Raw genomic sequence first — 20,603 nt, forward strand, 5'->3', positions numbered from 1 at the left:
AGCGCAGTTTCAGAAGGAGAGTCAATTGAGCAAGCTGGGCAACTTCGTGTGGGGTATCGCCGACCAGCTCCGTGGTGTGTATAAGCCACACCAATACGGCGGGGTGATCTTGCCCTTCACAATCCTGAGGCGTCTGGACTGCATCCTCGAACCCACCCGCGACGAGGTGCGTGAGTTGGCCGAGAAACACCCCGGAGGCGCGTTGGATGTGCAGGTGAAGCGTAAGACCGGCCTCGCCTTCTACAACACGAGTCCCTTCGATTTCAAGCTCCTCTTGAAGGATCCGGAGGGTCTGCGCGCCAACCTGATGGATTACATCACCGGGTTCTCGGCCAACATTGATGTGTTCGAGCGGTTCAAGTTCGAGAACGAACTCGCCACACTCGACGAGAAGAACCGGCTGTACCTCGTGACGTCACAGTTCGCCGAGGTGGACTTGCACCCCAACGCTGTGTCCAACGCCGAAATGGGGGATCTATTCGAGCACCTCATCTATAAGTTCGCGGAAGCCTCCAACGAGGAGGCTGGTGAGCACTACACCCCACGTGACGCGATCCGGTTGATGGTCGATTTGTTGTTTGCCGAGGACAATGTCGCTCTGCTCGAACCTGGGACTGTGCGGACTATCTATGACCCCACAGCGGGCACCGGCGGCATGCTCTCCGTTGCCGAGGAGAGACTCCTCGAACGAAACCCCAGTGCGCGGCTGCGGCTGTACGGGCAAGAGATCAACGACCAGTCCTACGCGATCTGTAAGTCCGACATGATCGCCAAGGGACAGGACGTGGGGAATATCAAGCTCGGCGACACCCTGGCCGACGATCTCTTCTTCGATCGCACCTTCGATTTCTGCATGTCCAATCCGCCGTACGGAGTGGATTGGAAGGCGTCGCAGGAGTCTGTGAAAAAGGAGGCGTTAGTTCAGAATTCGCGCTTCTCACACGGTTTACCGTCAATTGGGGACGGACAGATGCTGTTCCTGTCGCATCTGGCATCGAAGATGCGGCCAGCGCACGACGGAGGTGGCCGCGCCGGCATTGTTCTCAACGGATCGCCCTTGTTCAACGGAGCGGCAGGGTCGGGTCCCTCCTTGATCAGACAGTGGCTGCTCGAATCCGACCTGGTGGAGGCGATCGTTGCGTTGCCGACGAACATGTTCTTCAACACCGGGATTGCCACGTACATCTGGATTCTGGACAACGCCAAGCGTCCTGAGCGTGCCGGCAAGATCCAGTTGATCGACGCCACCTCGTTCTGGACCAAGCTGCGGAGGAACCTCGGCGCGAAGGGGCGCGAGGTCGACGCCAAGTCCCGGGACCGGATTCTGGCGCTCTACGACGCGTTCGACCAAGCCGACCCGGAGTACTCCAAGGTGTTTACCGCCAACGACTTCGCCTACTGGACGGTCACGGTCGAGCGTCCACTTCTGACCCAAACAGGGAAGGTGTCGACGGACCGGAGAGGCAACCCGAAGCCGGACGCTAAGCTGCGCGACACCGAGAACGTCCCCTTTACCTACGCCGGTAACACTGACGGCGATGCCAGCCGAGCAGCGACGATCAAGGCGTACCTCGACGCCGAGGTCCTGCCACACGTACCGGACGCGTGGATCGACACGGCGAAAACGAAGGTAGGCTACGAGATTCCGCTCACTCGGCACTTCTACAGGTACGTTCCGCCCCGACCGCTGGCTGATATCGACGCGGACCTGGAGAAGCAAGTTGCCAAAATCATGGACTTGCTGCGGGAGGTTGAGGGGTGAGTCAGCCAGCACTGGCTTCATGGTCCGAGAAAGCGCTAAAGCACTGGGTCGAGAGCCTCGACGGTCGCCGGATCCCACTTAGTGCGGAAGAGCGGGGCGGACGACAAGGCGCTTACCCCTATTATGGTGCTTCAGGGGTAATCGATCACATCGACGGATTTCTGTTCAACGAACCGTTGGTCCTGGTTGCGGAAGATGGCGCTAACCTGCTCTCGCGGTCCACACCTATCGCGTTCCTCGCTACCGGGAAATACTGGGTCAACAACCACGCCCACGTATTGAAGCCACGTTCAGGTCCTGCGCGCTACTGGGCCTATCGACTCGAATCTGTTGACGTGACTCCATTCATAACCGGATCGGCACAGCCGAAGTTCACAGCAGCAGCGCTCATGGATATGAGGGTTACTGCACCTGAGTCCGTAGATGAACAGGATGCCATCGCCGACTTCCTCGACCGAGAGACGGCCCAGATTGACACGCTTACCGTAGAGCAGCAGCGGCTCGTCGAGATGCTCCGAGTTCGCAAGCGGGCGGTCTTGGACCAGGTGACGGGAGCGGCCTCAGGAACTCGCGTCCGCCTGAAGTACCTTTTCGCGCCGTCATCCGAAGCGAATCATCCGGACGAAGAGGTGTTGTCGGTGTATCGCGACTACGGGGTTATCCCGAAGTCCTCCCGCGACGACAACTTCAACCGCACACCCGAGAACGTCGCGCGGTACTTGCTTGTGCGGCCAGGCGATCTAGTCATCAACCGGATGAAGGCGTGGCAGGGGTCGTTGGGCGTCTCGGAGTATCGAGGCATCGTCAGCGGTGACTACGAAGTGGTGCGGCCAATCGGCAACCGCCTGCTGCCGCGTTTCGCGCACCTTTTCCTGCGGAGCCCTCTGATGGTCGCTGACTACGCCGTAAGGTCGACCGGAATCCGCCCGTCGCAGTGGCGCCTTTATTGGGACCAGATGGGGAACGTCGAGGTCCCAGTACCGCCGCCCGCGGAACAGGCCGGCATTGTGGAGCGCATCGACGAGCAGACCACAAAGATCGACACCCTCATCGCCGAGACGGAGCGGTTCATTGAGCTGGCGCGCGAGCGTCGTGCCGCGCTGATTGCCGCCGCGGTGACCGGGCAGATTGCCATCCGAGCGGAGGTGGACTGAGCCATGGCTCAGCACAACGAGATCGAATTCGAAAAGGACATCGCCGAGTATCTCGCCGCCCGCGGCTGGATGTACTCGCCGAACGACACTGGGTACGACAAGGAACGCGCGTTGTTCCCCGAGGATGTCCTTGGCTGGCTCGCGGACACCCAGCCCGACCAGTTGGAGAAGGTCGTCAAGCCCGGCTCGAAGGATGTTGCCAAGCAGCAAGCGCAGGTTCTCGACCGGATTGTGAAAGTGCTCGATCTGCCGTTGGAAAATGGTGGCGGTACCCTAAACCTTTTGCGTAAGGGCTTCTCACATTTGGCTGCGAAGTTTCAGACGTGCGTGTTCAAACCCGAGTCCACGCTGAATGCCAAGCGCAACGCCGACTACGCAGCTGTGAGGGTGCGGGTGATGCGCCAGGTGCACTTCTCAACCGCTGGCAATCAATCGGTCGATCTTGTGTTCTTCGTCAATGGACTGCCGGTGGCTACAGCCGAGCTCAAGACGGATTTCACCCAGACTGTCGCCGATGCCATCACCCAGTATCGGACGTCGCGGCTGCCAAAGGACCCGGTGTCCGGGAAACTGCAGCCGTTGTTCACGGCTGGCGCGCGGGCCCTGGTGCACTTCGCGATATCGAACGACGAGGTGTGGATGACCACTCGGTTGGCCGGTGAGAAAACGCACTTCTTGCCGTTCAACCGCGGCTCCGAAACAGGCGGCGCCGGGAATCCCCTGAATCCCAACGGGTCACGAACGTCCTACCTCTGGGAGCGGGTACTGCAGCGCGACGCGTGGCTCAACATCTTGGGCCGGCTCATGTACATCAAGCACGAATCCTCAACCGACCCGATCAGCGGGAAGACCAGCAAGTCGGCAACGCTGCGGTTTCCCCGCTTCCATCAGTGGGAAGCGGTCACCGAACTCACCGCGGCGGTCACCACCGAGGGCGCTGGCAAGCGCTACCTGATCCAGCACTCTGCAGGTTCTGGCAAGACCGACTCGATCGCATGGACAGCGCACCGGATGGCCCGGTTGCAGGTCGACGACCAGAAGGTCTTCGACTCCGTCATCGTGGTCACTGACCGCAACGTCCTCGACGCTCAACTGCAGGACGCAATCAAGCAGATCGACAACGACCAAGCCATCGTCGTGGCAATCGACCGCGACGAGGCAGCCAAAGCCGGCGCCTCGAAGTCAGGGCTCCTGGCAAAGGCGCTCACCGACGGGAAACTGATCATCGTCGTCACCATCCAGACGTTCCCATTCGCGATGCAAACGATCCGAGAAAACAAGGGGCTCAAGGGCAAGAAATTCGCCGTCGTCGCCGACGAAGCGCACTCGTCACAGTCTGGGCAGGTCGCCGGCAAATTGAAGGCGGTGTTGACCGCCGAGGAACTCAAGGAGATCGGAGAAGGCAAAGAGATCGACGTCGAGGCCGTCTTGGCCGCCGAAGCCACTGAACGAGCGGCATCGGAGAACATTTCCTACTTTGCGTTCACCGCCACCCCAAAAGCCAAGACCCTCGAACTGTTTGGCCGCGAGCCGGCACCGTACGAGAACCCGGTGCCGTTCCACGTCTACACGATGAAACAGGCCATCGAAGAGGGCTACATCCTCGACGTACTGACCGGCTATCACTCGTTCAAGCTCGCCTTCCAGATCGGGCAGAACGCGGGTGGCGGTGACGAGGTAGACCAGAACGAAGCCACCAAAGCAGTTATGCGTTGGGTCAAACTCAACCCGCAGACGATCTCGCAGAAGGCCGCCATATCCGTCGAACACTTCCGCGAGAACGTCGCATCACTACTTGACGGTCACGCCAAGGCCATGGTCGTCACCGACTCCCGCAAGGCCGCCGTCCGCTACAAACTCGCGATTGACGACTACATCGCCAAGAAGGGCTACGGCTACGGCACCCTGGTCGCGTTCTCCGGTGCGGTGCAGGATCCCGAATCCGGTCCGAATGACTTCACCGAAGCGACCATGAACCCGGGCGTGCACGATCTGCGCACCGCGTTCCGCGGAGACGACTACAAAATCATGATTGTCGCCAATAAGTTCCAGACCGGGTTCGATCAGCCGCTGCTCTGCGCGATGTACGTCGACCGGATCTTGTCCGGGGTGACGGCCGTGCAGACTCTGTCTCGGCTGAACCGCACCTACCGCACCCCGTCGGGGATAGTGAAGACGGCGGCCATGACTCAGGTCGTGGACTTCGTCAACGAACCCGCCGCCATCAAAGATGCGTTCGAGCCGTACTTCACCGATGCGTTCTTGGAAACTGCGACCGATCCGAACTTGGTGCATGACCTCGCCGCAAAGCTCGACACCGCCGCGATCTACACCCAAGTCGAGATCGACCAGTGCGCTGAATCTTTCGTGAAGGGCAAGGGCAACAGCGCTCTTGCCGGGGCGGTCGGCCCGGGCCAAAAGCGCTTCGCTGACCGGTACACCGCGGCTCTGATTCACAACGGCGGCGAGGGAGACAGGGCTGCGCTAGCGGAGCTGGACATGTTCCGCAAGGACGTCGGGTCGTTCGTCCGCCTCTACGACTTCATGTCGCAGATCATCGACTACGGCGATCCCGGGTTGGAGAAGAAGCAGATCTACCTGCGACTTCTCGACCGGTTCATCCAGTCGGAAAACTACACAGCGCCCATCGACCTGTCCGACGTAGTGCTCAAGCAGGTCAAGCAGATTGACCGAGGCCGAATCGACATCGGCCTCGGTGTGCGTGTCGGGTTGTCCGGGGTCACTGCTGCTGGCTCGGGTGAGAAGCGGGATCCGAAAATGGTGGCATTCCAACAGGTTCTCGATCGTCTCAACGACCTGTTCGGGTCGGAGGACTTCACCCAATCCCAAAAGGTGTCGTTCCTCGAAGCGTTACTGCGAACACTGCTCGACGACCATGCGCTCGTCCAGCAGGCAAAGGTCAACTCCGCTAAGCAGTTCGTCGAGTCGCCCGACTTCGACGATGCGGTTACCGGTGCAGTCGCTGACAACCAAGGTGCTCACGAAAAGATGAGCGATTACTTCTTCACCAACGCGCCGGGCCGCACCCACCTGATGTCCGACATCGCGAAGTGGTTCTACCAGGTCGTCACGTCAGAGACCGAGCACATCTCGTTGCAGTAAGTAATCGGAGTCGGCGCTGGCCGGCGTCGTTGTCGCTGAGGATCGAGTTGTCTCAAACGGCGGCGGTCGTGTCGGTCCCTCGGAGTACCATCGGGGAGTCGAGCAAGACTACGAAATTTGGGGGGCGAGTGAAACTCTCGACTATGTACGTGCGGTTCTACCGCTCGTTCAATTTCGACTACTTGCGCAAGAGCAGGGAGGACACTACCTCGACGCCGAACCTGTGGGATCTTGTGGGTGATAACGATCTGTTCTTTCCCTTCGTGCGCATTCCGCTGGAGCCTGACGTCACCACGGTGGTCGGCGCGAACGAGGCGGGCAAGAGCCAGCTGCTGTACGCGATCGAGGCGCTGCTGACCGGAGAGGGATACGTCAGGCGCGACTTTTGTAGGTATTCAACGGAATTCGCTGAGGAAGCGGCACCGACTCTGCCCGAGTTCGGTGGCGAGTTCACCGATCTCACCGAGGACGAGCACACCGCTGTCCTTGCGTTGGCGAAGTGGAATGTGGAGACGATCGACTCCTTCCATTTCTTCCGATTCCATGACAGAACGATCGTGTACGTCGGTGAAGAGTCTGTCGAGGTCGACGAGATGCTCTCTGGCCTCACGCTGCCACGTTCGTTTCGAATCGACGCACGAGTGCCGCTTCCAGACAGTGTCGAGATCGCCTACCTGGCCGGCGACACATCGCGGACCGGGCGGACCCGCGAGGGCTGGCTGGGCCGGATGTCCTTCCTACGCCGCAACCCCGAGTCGCTGGATACTCCACCCTCAGGCGAGGTCAGGGCGGTGTACGACGGGGCCGACGACCCGCCCAGCGATCGGCTGCTCGAGCAGTGGAATCTTGCCCGGCGGCTGCTCCTCGACGTCGCCGAAGTTACCGAGGACGAGTTCCAGGAGCTCGGAGCCGCGATCTCGATCTCAGAGGGTTACGCCGAGGCCCTCGTGAAGAAATTCAACCGTAAACTGGCCGATAGTCTCAACTTTCGACGATGGTGGACCCAGGACAGCGACTTCTCCCTGCAACTGCGGCTGCGTGATTTCGATCTGGTGTTCACGATCCGCGACCGGACGGGCACCGACTACACGTTCGCGGAGAGGAGTCAGGGTCTCCAGTACTTCTTAAGCTACTTCGTCCAGTACATGTCGCACGACCGAAATAAGGGCGAGATCCTGCTGATGGACGAGCCCGACGCCTTCCTATCGAACTCGGGGCAACAGGACCTGTTGCGGATCTTCGAAGCATTCGCTCACCCGGACACCGACACGGCGGTCCCGGTCCAGGTCGTCTACGTCACCCACTCCCCGTTCCTGATCGACAAGAATCACGCCGAACGAATTCGCGTTCTGGAGAAGGGCGAGAATGAGGAGGGAACACGGGTCGTCAAGAACGCGGGGCGCAACCACTACGAGCCGCTGCGATCCGCCCTGGGCGCCTTCGTCGCTGAGACGACGTTCATCAGCTCGTGCAACCTGATGTTGGAAGGCCAGGCCGATCCCATTCTCCTCGCCGGGGCTAGCGCTGTGGCGAGGAGAGTCGCGCCTAGCGGCAACGCGCTCGATCTGAACACTCTGACCCTTGTCCCGTGTGGAGGTGCTCGCAACATCGCCTACATGGTTCACCTGGCTCGTGGACGTGACGAGGATAAGCCGGCAGTGCTCGTCATGGTTGACGACGACGATGAGGGCCGGGCGGCGATCGAGGACGTGAAGGCGATGAAGGGACTATTGCCGACGTCGCTGGTGTTCACCGTGGCTGACACAGTAGACGGCGAGCGGCGCCCAGGAACTGTCGAACTTGAGGACCTCGTTCCCGTCGCGTTCGCCAACGAAGCCGTTAAGCGGATCGCGGACGCGGTGCTGCCCGCCGACCAGGCAGGGGCTTTCAGGTCCGCATGGGTCGACGTGAAACCAAGAGGTGGACAGCGGCTCTTCAAGTTGCTGAAAGACGCCACCATCGCTGCCAGCGCCACGGGCGAACTGGGTCGGCCGCTTGAGCTCGAGAAGGTGCCCTTCGCGCGAAGTGTGATGGATCTTGCGCTGGCCAAGGACGCCGACCTCGAGCGGCAACAGGAGTTGTACAAGAATTTTCAACCGGTACTCGCGCACATCGAGATGAGGCAACGCGAGGCCATGCGCGACCATGCACAGGCAAGGATCTCGACCGTCATCAACCGGCTTCGGAAGAACTTCATTCAGGACCATCCGGGGAGGATCCGCAAGACCGATGCGGTGTCGTTGCTGGAGTCGTTGCAGGCCCAGCTTCCCCTCGAAGCAGCCGAGGCCGATGCGGTGCTGCAAGGAATGCGCTCCATCCACCGCGACTTCAAACTGGCCGACGATCCTCGCTCGATGCTTGATGAACCGGACCTATTCAGGGATCGGCTTTTCACTCTCAGCTACGGAGCGACGAATGCGGTGCAGCAGGAACCCTGACAGGGCGTCGGCTGGTGGACACCTGCTGATCTTCGCCCCCGAACCTGTCAGTCTGGTTTCTTACCGATGGGGGCAGGACAAACTGTGGCGTGGTTGTGCATCAGACCCGGCTTGCTCGGGCTGTCTGATGCGGTGTTCCGCTCTGTTTACTAGGGCTCGGCTGAAAACGATAAGCGCTGGGCCGAACGTGAGGCGGGGGCGAACGGGTGAGCGCGGCCAGCAACCCCGCTGAGTCCAGTACGTTTGCCCGGGCGCTGGTCGGCCAAGTTTGCCGGCATGCGCGCGAGTTCTCGGTAAGATGTCTCGAACGGTGACTGCCGCGCAGGTTGAGGAGAACAAGGGCCATGGCACGTGCAGACCTGCTCCTAGCACTCGTCCAATCGGGTGCGGGTGGTGACGACCTCGCGTTCAGGCGTGCTGCGGAGGCATTGATCGCCGAGGAGGAAAACAAGCGGCACAATGTTCTCGCTTCGCAGCTCACCGAGGCGCTGCGCCGAAAGCGGCCCCAGTCTTCATCGAGTGTGACGGCGCTGAGCCGCAACGAGGCGACTAGAGGCTTGTTCTTCGAGCAAGAGCCGGAGCGCCGTGTATCGGAGTTGGTCCTACCATCCGAGGTACGCCACGCCGTCGGGCAGCTAACCGAGGAACACTATCGACGCGATCTGTTGCGCAGCCATGGGGTCGAACCTCGGCACCGCGTCTTGCTCGTGGGCCCTCCCGGTGGTGGCAAGACGTCCTTGGCGGAAGCGGTCGCCACCGAACTCGCCGTGCCGCTGCTCAGCGTTCGCTACGAGGGTCTGATCGGGAGCTTTCTCGGCGAAACTGCGTCGCGGATGGAAGCACTCTTCGACGCAGTGCGTGTTCGTCCCTGCGTCTTATTCTTCGATGAATTCGACGTGGTCGCTAAGGAACGCGGAGACACACACGAAACGGGCGAGATCAAGCGCGTAGTCAGCTCTTTGCTGTTGCAGGTTGATCGTCTACCTAGCCATGTGGTGGTGATAGCGGCGACCAACCACGCCGAGTTGTTGGACCGAGCGGTTTGGCGCCGGATGCAACTGAGGCTCAACCTCCCGCACCCAACTCGGGCGGGGAAGGTTGAATGGCTACAAGCTTGGTCTGCCAAGTCCGGAATCCGCTTGGGTCTGACGCCGCGAACCATCGCGGATCGGCTTGGTCGGGTCAGCTTCGCTGAGTTGGAAGAGTTCGCACTCGACGTTCAGCGACGTTCGATCCTGTCGGGTCCTGAGCCGGACGACACGGCGGTTACCCAGCAGGTTCTTAAACAATGGTCCGCGCGAGCCGGCGCTGAAGACGGGTAATGGCGCCTGAAGAGCGCGCCTCGACCCGACCGGTGATCTTGGGGCGCGTTACCCCACCCCGCGCGATACCGCCACGTCGTGGAGGCGGGGGACGAGCTCAATTCACCGATCCGGATGCCCGCGCGCGGCGCATCGATGCACAATTTGACGCTGCGGTGGCTGCAATCGGCGACCAGGTGCGTATCTCGGATTCTATCCAGGCCGCTGATCCGCAGCTGGTCCTCGTTTTCGAGGCGCTTGACGAACAGATCGACCTGACAAACGTTGCCGAGAAGCTCGGCATCGAAGTGTTGATTGAAGCCGAAAATGCTGTACTGCCGACCGACGAAGTTCGGCTCACGAGCGACAAGCCCCGCAATCCGTTCATCGCATCGTGTCTTCACGCGGTCTGCATGAATCAGTCGGCGTTCGACAACCTCTTGTCATTGTGGCGTACATGGAGGGACAGTCGAGAGCTGCCGCGAGGGTACTCACCACTACGAGACTTGTTCGCCCGCCTCAAGGATGTTCGGCCGTGGGGTCCGCAAGACCGGTTGCAGACGATAGATTGGGATGAATATTTCGACGGCCGAATCGACGACCGCCTCCACTCAATCGAGATCGAGCTTTGGTACCGCCGCGGCCCCACTGCACGCGACAAGAGCCAGCGGGAGGTCGTGACTCTGGTCGAGCAGGCGGGTGGGCGAGTCGCCACAGTCGCAGTCATCGATCAGATTGGATTTCATGGGCTCAAGTGCGAGGTCCCGACCGCGCTCTTGCGCGAACTGGCAGCGGGCAACTTTGATGGTGTCCGCTTAGTTCGTTCCGCCAACGTGATGTACCTGCGAATCACGGGGCAGGCGCTGCCGATAGTCGGACCCTCCATCGAGATCTCCGAGGAGATCGACGATCCGCTGCCTGGTGGCGACCCCGTTCTTTGCCTTCTTGACGGTGTGCCCATGGCGAATCACGTCCTGCTACGTGATCGAGTAGCTGTCTATGACCCAGACGATCTCACCCAGCTTGCGACGGCCGGCGAACGCCGACACGGAACTTGGACAGCGTCTATCGCTGTTTGGGGTGACCGCGGCTCGCAACAGGTTCCGGCGGCTCGGCCTGTGTTAGTTCGCCCCGTGCTGGTTCCATCGGACGAGACAGCCGATCGGACAGAGGAATTGCCATCCAACGAGCTGGTACCAGATCTGATGTGGCGGATATTCCGGGAGTTGTTCGAGGACGGCCCGAGCGGGCCTGCCGCGGCACCCACCGTCGCTATCGTCAACATCTCAGTAGGTGACCCCGCGGTGCCCTTCGAGACCGTCTTGTCTTCCTGGGCGCGCATGCTCGACTGGCTGAGCTACGAATACGGTGTTCTCGTCGTAATTTCCGCAGGAAATCATGGCAAGCTGACACTAAGTCCTTTGGTGTCAACCGATCTCACGGGAGCGGCCGGAACTGACCGGCGTCAGGTACTGCTGGATGCGATCGATCGTCGACAGAATGAGCGGAGACTGCTCGCTCCGGCGGAATCTGTCAACGCAATCACCGTGGGAGCCACTCACGACGACGGTTCGACCGCAGTCGCGCAAGGTTACCTCGTCGACCCGACGGACGGGTGTCCAAGCATTAGCCCCGTGACCGCGACGGGAAGTGGATATCGCCGCAGCATCAAGCCGGACGTACTGGCCCATGGTGGTCGCGCGTTCTACGTTGACGGTGCAACAGCCCAAGAAGTGATCACGCTGCGTGGCCTCTCGCCTCTCGGCCCCGGGCTCAAGGTGGCGACTCCGCCGGGACTCAATGAAACTCATGTAACAGGAACCAGTTTCGCTGCAGCACTAGTATCGCGACAGGCTGCACGCCTCCATGATCTCGTCGAGGAAATCGCGACGGGAACCTCCTTAACTCGCCGCCAGCGAGCGGCGGCGATAAAGGCATTGCTGGTGCATGGCACTGCGTGGCCGCCTGATCTAGCCTACGATCCCTTGTCCCCGGAGATTGCGATCGGGAATGGAGTTGTATCACGGGACTATGCGGACGGATGTGCCAGCAACGAGGCAGTGATCCTCTACCTCGGCTCGATTGGGGCAGCGGAAGAGCAAGAGCTGTTGTTTCCGTTGCCTGACGGACTCAATGTCCGCGAGGCAAAACGGATCGATGCAACCCTTGCCTGGCTTACGCCAGTCAACTGGCGCAGCCGCCAGTACCGTTGTGCAAGTTTATCTTTCGTCACACCGAGCGGTGCCATCCCAAGGCTTGGCACGCCAGCTGGCCATCCATCGGCCGTAACCACTCGCGGCGCAGCAACCGTACAGCACCAACGATGGGAGCTGGAAAAGACTTTCGCTTCGGGGCAAGGAAGCGATATGAACATTCGGGTGAAGTGCTATGAACAAGCTGGCGGACTTGGTGGACGTGCTGTGGACTTCGCCGTAGCAGTCTCCTTGTGGGTAGCGCCGACTATCAACGTTGATGTCTACAGCCAAGTCCGGGACCAGGTCGCTGCGCGCGTAGCGGTACGACCTCAATGAAGCGTGCCGACCGGGCGTAAATCCGCATCCCCGCACTCTCCTAGGAAATGAAGCGCTCCGTGAGACAAAACATAGTGCAGCGATCATGAGACAACTCGGATACCCCCAGGTCAGCAATGCGTGCATATGCAGCGAAAAGTGAGAACCTACAGCCGCGCCTTCGGGTTGCGGCGTATGTGCTGCGACAGCGAGAAGCGTTCTGGGACCTACTTGTTTTCGAGCAGGCCGGTCAACCCGGGGCGGGTCTGCAGGTCCCGGCAGGCGGGGTGCATCCGGGCGAATCGCTGGTCGCGGCGGTACTGCGGGAGGTCGGTGAGGAGACAGGGCTGCACGCCGTGGCGATCGGGCAACCCGTTGCAGTCGAGGACAAGCCGCACCCGGTGACCGGGCAGCCCCGCCGAACAACGTATTTCGTCGCACACGTTGACCGCGACACCCCAGATGGCTGGGAGCACCGGGTCAGTGGTGACGATGGCGATGCGGGCATGGTGTTCGTGTGCAGGTTCATGCCGCTACCTTTGCGTCAGGCATTGGCCGATGATCAAGACCGGTGGCTGGGTGAGATCGACCCGGCGAACAACTCAGCCGGGTAGGTCTCACGGGTGACACGGTGGACGTGATGGAGATGGTGACGGTGCGTGAGCTGCGAAACAACGGTGGCGAGGTGTTGAACCGTGTGGCACGCGGCGAGGGTTTGGTCGTGACCCGCGACGGGCAGCCTGTCGCCGAGCTGCGTCCTGTGCGTTCGGGGTGGTGGCTGCGGGATTACGCGCCGCTGGACGCAAGCCGGCGGCTCGCGCCATGACGCGTTGATCGCGGCTACCGCGATCGCCAACGACATGCCGATCTACACGTGCAGTCCCGACGACTTCGCTGACATCGACGGCCTGACGGTACACGCGGTGCCCCATCCCGATCACCAGGCCCGCGTGTAGCGCGGACAAGTGCGATCAGGCGTGGCAGGGTCCGCTTCAGTCGACGCCGTCGGCGCAGGAGCGTGACCTGGTGACGGCAACTCGCGTCCACCGGGCGGCAAATCTCATCGGCTGGGCGGAAGCCTCCGAACTCGTGGCGAGCGACGCTCTGACGCGACGGTGAGGGCAGATGTTTGGCGCCCAGCGGACGGCAACTAGCGCCCACTCGGCGGTGGTGGAGGCATCGACGTGGTGGATGCATGGCATCGGGCCTGAATCTTCAGCCCAACGCTATCGCCGTTGCCAAGGCGGTCGCGAACACCGCTGAGGGGACGAACATGCCGGCCACGAATGCAGCACCGAAGCGCCTTCCGCCAGAGGTGAAGGCGAGTATCGACTTGACCAACAGGTTGGAGCCGAGCGCGGCGCCGATGGCGATCAGTGCGGTGTCGGTGGAAATGTCGCCCTGGGCCGCGAGGCTTGCCGCTGCCACCGAACCGGCGTGAGCGTCGGCCAGACCGGCACCGAAGGCGCCGAGAACAGCTCCACTGGAACCCAACACGTCGGCACCCCAGCGCCCCACCAACAGGGCCAGGGTGAGGACGACGGCGAGGATCAGTGCAGGTTTCAACGCGAAAGGCCGCGCGCGCGATGCCGGTTCGGTCGACGGATCGGACTGGGCGGCCGCCTGCCCTCGCCGATACACCAGCGCAGCGACTGCGGCCAGGACCAGTGCTCCGGCGGCGGCGGCAGGCCACAGTCGTTGCAGCACATCGGTACTCACCACGCCGATGACGGCGATGAGTTGGATGAAGGTGGCCAGGCTGGCCATCAGCGCGCCCGACAGCGGGGCCTGCCAGTTGGCGGCGGTGCGACCGAAGCGCCCCATGGTGGCAGTTGTGGCACTCGCCGAGACGAAACCGCCGGCCAGGCCTGAAACAAGCAGTCCCCGTTCTGGTCCCAGCGCGCGTACGGCAAGATAGCCCACCCAGCCGATGCCCGTGAGTAGCACCACCAGCAGCCACACCTTGGCCGGGTTCAATACGCCGTAGGGACCCAGACCCCGGTCGGGGAGCAGCGGCAGCACCACGAAGACCACCGCGAAGAACTTGATCGCGTCCTCGAGTTCGGTTTCGGTGATCACCTCGCGAACAAACGTATGCAGGCGACTCTTGGACACCAGCAGCCCGACGACGATGACTGCCAACGCGCCGGCGATGGCGGACCGTGACACGGCCAACGCACCGAGCAAATAGGTCACCACCAGGGCGATCTCGGTGGTGGTGCCCGGGTCGGCGCGGGAGGTGCGCAGGTAGGCGACCACCGCCAGCGCGGCCGCCCCTAGCAGGCCGACCACGATTGCGGCGCCGCTGACTGTCGCGCACGCCGCACCAGCCAGCGCCAGCAAGGCAAACGACCGCGAACCGGCCGGGAGGGTGCCGGCATGGCTGCGTTCGCGTTCCACCCCGATCAGCAGGCCGATGGCCACCGCCACCAGAAACGGCTGGATCTCGTTCCAGCTCATCGCATCCCCACCGATCCGCCGACACCACGTCCGTTGACGTCTGTCAATCTAGACGCGTGCGGATGTGATCGACGACCGGTTCGCGACCCGTTGACCGGACGCCTGGGTCTTCTTGACCCGATCCCCGCGCGTTGATCACACCTACGAAGGACCGGTGTGGCTGAGAGCTGAGCAGCGTTGTGATCACGCGGGTAACGGCGGAACCCGCTTGAGTCGGCGCCGTCGGATCAGCGCACTGACGGCGACCGTGATCAGGGAGATGATGGCCGGGATGGACGCAAACAACACGAACAGGACCACAGGTGCGCGTATCGCAACACCAGAAACGCTAGAGCTCCACTCGTAGTGATGGTGCTGCAACACTTCTGCGCCAGTCAGGTCGGTATCTGCTAGACACCGCCAGGGACGCCGACACTCGTCTCTGCACCGAACGAAATGGTCCGACTATCGGGGACCTGCCACGCTGAGATCAGGCCGCGACGCCGGTGTTGGCGCGACGACGGTTGAGTACGTTCATCACCACCAGGGCGATCAACGCCAACGCCATCAACGTGGTCGATGCCGCGTAGGCGCCGTATTCCTTGCCCTCTTGGTGGCGGCCGTACACCAGCAATGTCAACGTCTGCGACACGCCAGGTTGGTTGCCCGACACCATGATCACCGCGCCGAACTCGCCGAGACTGCGTGCGATGGTCAGGATGATCCCGTAGCTCAAGCCCCACCGGATGGCGGGCAGCGTGATGCGCCGGAACGTCTGCCAGGTACCCGCGCCCAGGGTGGCCGCCGCCTCCTCCTGCTCCACCCCGATCTCCTGGAGCACCGGCTCCACCTCGCGCACCACGAACGGCAGCGTCACGAAGATGGTGGCCAACACCATGCCGGGGACGGCGAAGATGACCTTGAAACCCCAGTCGGACAGGAAGCCGAACCAGCCGTCAACCCCCCACACCAGGATCAGCGACACACCCACGATCACCGGTGAGATGGCGAACGGCAGGTCGACGATCGCCTCCACGACCGCCTTGCCGCGCCACCTCCCGCGGGCCAGTGCGATGGCGATGATCACGCCGAACACCACGTTGAGTGGCACCACGATCGCCACGATCAGCAGCGACAGGTTGATGGCCGACTGTGCGGCCGGGGTGGTCATCGAGTCGATGAACGAACCGAATCCGGGTTCGAAGGTGCGATACATGATGAGCCCCAACGGAACCACCAGCAGCACAGTGAGATAAAGCAGCGCGAACGCGCGGTTGAGGTACTTAACTGTGGGTTTCGATCGCATCGGCGCGCCGCTCCTTCCGCGAGATCTGTGCTGCGGCACTACGCAAGACCAACAGCACCAAGAACGACGCGAGCAGCAACACCACCGACACCGCCGCAGCCGCCTGCGGGCTGTCCTGCTCGATCAGCGCACGAATGTACTGCGAGGACACCTCGGTCTTCTTCGGGATGCCGCCGCCGATCAACACCACTGAGCCGAACTCGCCGATGGCCCGCGAGAACGCCAACCCCGCCCCCGACAACAGCGCGGGAGCCAAGGCGGGCAACACGATTCGCCGTAGAATGGTCAGATTGCGCGCGCCGAGGGTGGCCGCGGCCTCCTCGACATCAGCCTCGAGCTCCATCAGCACCGGCTGTACCGTGCGCACCACGAACGGCAACGTGACGAACAGCAGCGCAATACCCAGCCCGATCTTGGTCTGCTGCACATGGATTCCCACCGGACTGTTGGGTCCGTACAGCGACAGCAACACGATGCTCGCCACGATGGTGGGCAGTGCGAACGGCAGATCGATCAGCGCGTTGACGACGCCCTTGCCGGGGAAGTCGTCGCGAGTGAGCACCCAGGCGATCTGCAAGCCCACCACGGTGTTGATCAAGGTGACCACCAACGACGTGCCGATGGTCACCTTGAACGAGGCGATGGCCGAGTCGGTGGTGACGGCCGAATAGAAGGTGTCCCAACCGTTCTCGAACGATTTGGCGGCGATGGCGGCAATCGGGATGAGCACGATGAGGCTGAGCCACAGGGTGCCCACCCCGACGCCGATCGCGGGGACGAACCGAGCGCGCCGCCGCCCCGCACCAGGGTTCCGGTGCGGGGCGGCGGCGGGCTTGACGGGCGACGATGTGTCGGTGTCCGACATCTAGCCGGTCGCCTTTGCGTACAACTTGGTCAGCAGCCCGTTGTCCTTGTCGAACAGGTCCTTGTCGACCTTCGTCCAGCCGCCGAGATCATCGATGGTCCACACCTTGCCCAAGGCGGGGAACGACGACGCCGTCGCCGCGGCCACCGTGGTGTCCACCGGACGGAAACCGGCTTCTGCCCACAGCTTCTGACCTTCTGGTGAGGTGATGTAGTCGACGAAGGCCTTGGCCTCGGTGGGGTGCGAGCCCTTGACCACGGCCACCGGGTTGTCGATGCGGAACGTGACCGGCGGATCGATGAACTCGATGTCCTTGCCCTGACGCTGCAGGTTGATGGCCTCGTTCTCATACGAGATCAGCACGTCGCCGGTGCCCTGCAGGAACAGATCTGAGGCGTCGCGGCCCGAACTCGGGCGAGCCTTGATGTGGTCGGTGACCAGCTTGCTGACGAAATCGAGGCCGGCCTGGGTGTTCTTGCCGCCGTCGCTGGCTGCCGCATACGGCGCCAACAGGTTCCACTTGGCGGAGCCCGACGAACGCGGATCCGGGCTGACCACCTCGACACCTGGCTTCAGCAGGTCGTCCCAGGTCTTGATGCCCTTCGGGTTGCCCTTGCGGACCACCAGCGAGACCACGGAGCCGAACCCGATTCCCTTGTACTGGCCGGCATTCCACGAGGCATCCACCTTGTCGGCCTTGACCAGACGGGTCACGTCGGGCTCGACGGAAAACGCCACCACATCCGCCGACAGACCGCTCACCACCTTGCGGGACTGATCGCCCGAGGCGCCGTAGCTCTGGTTGAAGCCGATCTTTTTGCCTGCCTCGGTCTTCTGGAACCCGGGGATCACCTTGGCGAAACCGGGCTGCGGCACCGCATATCCGACCAGCGAGAGGGTGACGTCGGACTTCGTCGATCCCCCGTCGCTGTCGTCGCTCGAGCCACCTCCACACGCGGTGAGGGTCAAAGCGCTCGCCACGGTCAGGGCCGTGAGGGTGATGACTCCACGTGCTCGTCTCATCGACACGAGACCTTCCACTCGGCGACGACCCACCGGCCGTCGGAAAACAGGAGAAAAGCGACAACGTCGTGTGCAGCGGATCGAGCACCCGACGACGGATCGAAGGCTAACAGCGGGGCGTAGACCTGCCCGGATGACTGTTGAGCCGTTGAAACGACCCAGCTCACGGCCGCATTGACGGCCTCGCGAGGTCAACGGTGAACACCCAGCTCAGGGCCATGGCACCGCTGTGACCAGCAGGTTGTCTCAAATGCGCGACACCAGCGTCAACTTAGAATCGAGCTGATCGCAACGTCGGGCGCAGGCTGCCACCGCTCCACCGTCTGCAGCAACCAGTACACCGCGAACTCGGCGAGCAGGGTGGCTTCGATGATCAACAGCCTTGAGCCGGTCGCGTCGAGTGCGGTGTGCGCCAGGATGGTGAGCACCAGGGTGAGACCCATTGCGCCTGCGACCACGAGGTAGCCCAGACCGAAGGCGTGCGAACGGGAGTCGGCGCGGCTTCGGCTGCGCAACGCCTGCGTGAGCACCACGCCGATGATCGCCACGAACAGGCCGATCGCGGCCACCGCATGCGCATCCCGGCGGAACCCGACCGCGTCGACGGCGTGGGTGAGGAGAACGATCGTGCCGGCGACACTGAGCGCCAACCGACCGAATCGGCGCGCCGCGTGTTCGAGCCGACGAAGCAGCCGATGACGGCACCACCGCAACGAGCGGGTGTCCACACCCGGATCGAGCAACACCTGCGCCAACACCCCCGCAGCCGCTGCCACCCCACCGATCGCGGGGACCGACACGTCGACGAACGCGGTCGGGTCGGTGAGATCGACAGGTCCACACCGGCCGCTCGGTGCCCAGGTGGGAACGGCGGCCACCACGATGGCCGCGAACCCGGCCAGGTCGAGCAGGGTGTCCTCCACCGCCGAGTCGCCCCGGTAGGCGATGAGGATGGTTCCCGCGGCGTAGAGCGCACCCACGAAGACGGTGCGGGCCGGGGTGTACCAGTACGCGCTGATCGAGGATTGCGCGCAATCGCTGGTGGCGATCACCTGTCCGATGGCCAAACCGATCGTGATCACAGCGAACACCAACCCGATCCGCAGCGAACGATAGGTCGACACCTCCGAGCTGACCGCCGTCGTGATCCTCACCGCGTAACGGTAGCGAACATCACGACCCGCCCGGATCGGGAACTTTCTGCACTCCCCGCCCGACTACCCCTTCGACTTGAGTCATGGCACGACCGAAAGGGGATCGACGATGGGTGGCGGCCCACTGCTGCAGTGGTCGTCGACCGCGATCTTCGCTGTCGTCGTGGTGCTGTGCGCTCGAGACCTGCTGACCCGTGGTGACCTCGCCGCCCGTCTCGCCGCCGGGCTACATGTGCTGATGGCGGCCGCGATGATTACCATGACCTGGTCGTGGGGGTCGCACATCCCCGTGCTCGTCTACGTGCTGGTGTTCACCGCCGCCGCGCTGTACTTCGCCTTCCTGGCTCTGTATCGAGACCGCCACCCCCATGCCAGCCCGTACCACTTCCTGATGATGGCGTCGATGGCCGTGATGGCGGTGGTGATGTACGCACCGGGCAACGGCGCGTTGAGCACCGCGCAGGCGTCAGGCACCGGCGGGATGTCGCACTCGATGGCGGGTATGTCGATGGGGTCGGGCGTCGGCGGTGACACCCCGTTCTGGGCGGTGGCGACCAGTGTCGTCGGGGCCACCGCGTACGCCGTCGCCTTCCTTGTCGGCTTCTACCTTTTGGTCCGGTCGTCGGGCCGCACGCCCGACGGCGGCTCCACCCGTCCTTACGCCCAGGTGTTGATGGCGGCCGGTATGGCCGTCGGCTTCGCCACGATGATCTGACCACGTGAAATACATGCTGGTCGCAACAGATGGAGATGTTCCACGATGAAGAGATGGTTCACCCGGTTGATCGCTGTCACCGCCGTCCCGGTGGCCGCCTTGACGTTCTCAGCCGGAGCGGCAGCGGCGCACGTGCACGTCGACGGCACAGATGCCACCCAGGGCGGATACGGCGTGCTGACCTTCCGCGTGCCCACCGAGTCCGACACCGCGTCGACCACCGGACTGACCATCACCCTGCCCGACGACACCCCGATCATCTCGGTGTCGGTGCAGCCCAAGGCAGGCTGGACCTCGGAGCTGGTGAAGAAGAACCTGCCCACCCCGCAGAAGGACGACGACGGCGGCGAGATCTCGCAGTACGTGTCCCAGATCGTCTGGAAGGCCACCGGTCCGGGTGCCCCCATCCCCCCGGGTGGTTTCGACACGTTCGCCGTCTCCGCAGGCCCGCTGCCCAAGGCCGACTCGATCGCGCTGCCGGCGTTGCAGACCTACAGCGACGGCAAGACCGTGAACTGGAACCAGAAGACCGCGCAGGGGCAGCCCGAGCCGGACAACCCTGCGCCGGTGCTGAGCATCGACGAGGCCTCCGACGACCACGGTGCCGGCCACGACCACAGCTCGATGGGCGCGGCATCGACCTCGGAGAAGTCTGACTCGGCGTCGTCGAACAACTCCTCCGACAGCGACAACGGACCCAGCTGGCCCGGCGTCGTCGGACTGGTGGTCGCAGTGATCGCGCTGCTGCTCGGAGTGGCCAACCTGGCCGTCGCGCGCCGCAAGAATTGAGGCGACTGGCACCACTGCTGGCGA

15 protein-coding genes are annotated in these 20,603 nt (G+C 62.8%); 10 read left to right on the plus strand and 5 right to left on the minus strand.

From position 1 onward, the window contains the following. Positions 1-25 precede the first annotated feature (25 nt). From KIK15_RS13730 to KIK15_RS18460, 8 genes are all read left to right on the plus strand, one after another. On the plus strand, positions 26-1,762 hold the full coding sequence (locus KIK15_RS13730) for a class I SAM-dependent DNA methyltransferase (RefSeq protein WP_214245248.1): 1,737 nt from the start codon (positions 26-28) through the stop codon (positions 1,760-1,762). Then, positions 1,759-2,916 (plus strand): restriction endonuclease subunit S, encoded by a 1,158-nt coding sequence (locus tag KIK15_RS13735; protein WP_214245249.1) that lies wholly within the window; start codon positions 1,759-1,761, stop codon positions 2,914-2,916. Before KIK15_RS13730 ends, KIK15_RS13735 begins: the two co-directional genes overlap by 4 nt. Before the next feature lie 3 nt (positions 2,917-2,919). Further along, on the plus strand, positions 2,920-6,039 hold the full coding sequence (locus KIK15_RS13740) for a type I restriction endonuclease subunit R (protein WP_214245250.1): 3,120 nt from the start codon (positions 2,920-2,922) through the stop codon (positions 6,037-6,039). A gap of 143 nt (positions 6,040-6,182) precedes the next feature. Next, a complete protein-coding gene (locus KIK15_RS13745) occupies positions 6,183-8,477 on the plus strand; it encodes an AAA family ATPase (protein WP_214245251.1) in 2,295 nt (764 codons plus the stop codon). 344 nt (positions 8,478-8,821) lie between these two features. Beyond that, on the plus strand, positions 8,822-9,799 hold the full coding sequence (locus tag KIK15_RS13750) for an AAA family ATPase (protein WP_214245252.1): 978 nt from the start codon (positions 8,822-8,824) through the stop codon (positions 9,797-9,799). Positions 9,800-9,954: 155 nt separating this feature from the next. Continuing rightward, complete coding sequence (locus KIK15_RS13755; protein WP_307851890.1) at positions 9,955-12,309, plus strand: S8 family peptidase; 2,355 nt, start codon at positions 9,955-9,957, stop codon at positions 12,307-12,309. A gap of 116 nt (positions 12,310-12,425) precedes the next feature. Beyond that, entirely contained in the window at positions 12,426-12,902 is a 477-nt protein-coding gene (locus KIK15_RS13760; RefSeq protein ID WP_214245254.1) for an NUDIX domain-containing protein, read from the plus strand. 26 nt (positions 12,903-12,928) lie between these two features. Beyond that, positions 12,929-13,114 carry a type II toxin-antitoxin system Phd/YefM family antitoxin gene (locus KIK15_RS18460; protein ID WP_250324588.1) on the plus strand — a complete coding sequence of 62 codons (186 nt, stop codon included), beginning with the start codon at positions 12,929-12,931 and terminating at the stop codon, positions 13,112-13,114. 389 nt (positions 13,115-13,503) lie between these two features. Here the strand turns inward: KIK15_RS18460 and KIK15_RS13775 are convergent, their stop codons facing one another. The 5 genes from KIK15_RS13775 to KIK15_RS13795 all read right to left on the minus strand — a co-directional run bounded on the left by KIK15_RS13775 (position 13,504) and on the right by KIK15_RS13795 (position 19,075). Further along, on the minus strand, positions 13,504-14,748 hold the full coding sequence (locus KIK15_RS13775) for an MgtC/SapB family protein (protein WP_214245255.1): 1,245 nt from the start codon (positions 14,746-14,748) through the stop codon (positions 13,504-13,506). A gap of 469 nt (positions 14,749-15,217) precedes the next feature. Next, positions 15,218-16,033: a sulfate ABC transporter permease subunit CysW gene (cysW, locus tag KIK15_RS13780; RefSeq protein WP_214245256.1), complete on the minus strand. Its 816-nt coding sequence runs from the start codon at positions 16,031-16,033 to the stop codon at positions 15,218-15,220. Next, the gene (gene cysT, locus KIK15_RS13785; protein ID WP_214245257.1) at positions 16,011-16,898 is read right to left on the minus strand and encodes a sulfate ABC transporter permease subunit CysT; all 888 of its coding nucleotides are present in this window, start codon (positions 16,896-16,898) and stop codon (positions 16,011-16,013) included. The genes cysW and cysT overlap by 23 nt, the downstream gene beginning before the upstream one ends. Further along, a complete protein-coding gene (locus KIK15_RS13790; RefSeq protein ID WP_214245258.1) occupies positions 16,899-17,921 on the minus strand; it encodes a sulfate ABC transporter substrate-binding protein in 1,023 nt (340 codons plus the stop codon). 266 nt (positions 17,922-18,187) lie between these two features. Further along, positions 18,188-19,075, minus strand: a complete 888-nt coding sequence (locus tag KIK15_RS13795) for a hypothetical protein (protein ID WP_214245259.1) — start codon at positions 19,073-19,075, stop codon at positions 18,188-18,190. Positions 19,076-19,184: 109 nt separating this feature from the next. Between KIK15_RS13795 and KIK15_RS13800 the strand changes: the two genes are divergently transcribed. Further along, positions 19,185-19,790 (plus strand): DUF5134 domain-containing protein, encoded by a 606-nt coding sequence (locus KIK15_RS13800; protein ID WP_214245260.1) that lies wholly within the window; start codon positions 19,185-19,187, stop codon positions 19,788-19,790. Positions 19,791-19,835: 45 nt separating this feature from the next. Beyond that, positions 19,836-20,579, plus strand: a complete 744-nt coding sequence (locus KIK15_RS13805) for a YcnI family protein (protein ID WP_214245261.1) — start codon at positions 19,836-19,838, stop codon at positions 20,577-20,579. Positions 20,580-20,603: the final 24 nt, after the last annotated feature.

The sequence above is a fragment of the Williamsia sp. CHRR-6 genome (assembly GCF_018474015.1).
Taxonomy (GTDB): Bacteria; Actinomycetota; Actinomycetes; order Mycobacteriales; family Mycobacteriaceae; genus Williamsia_A.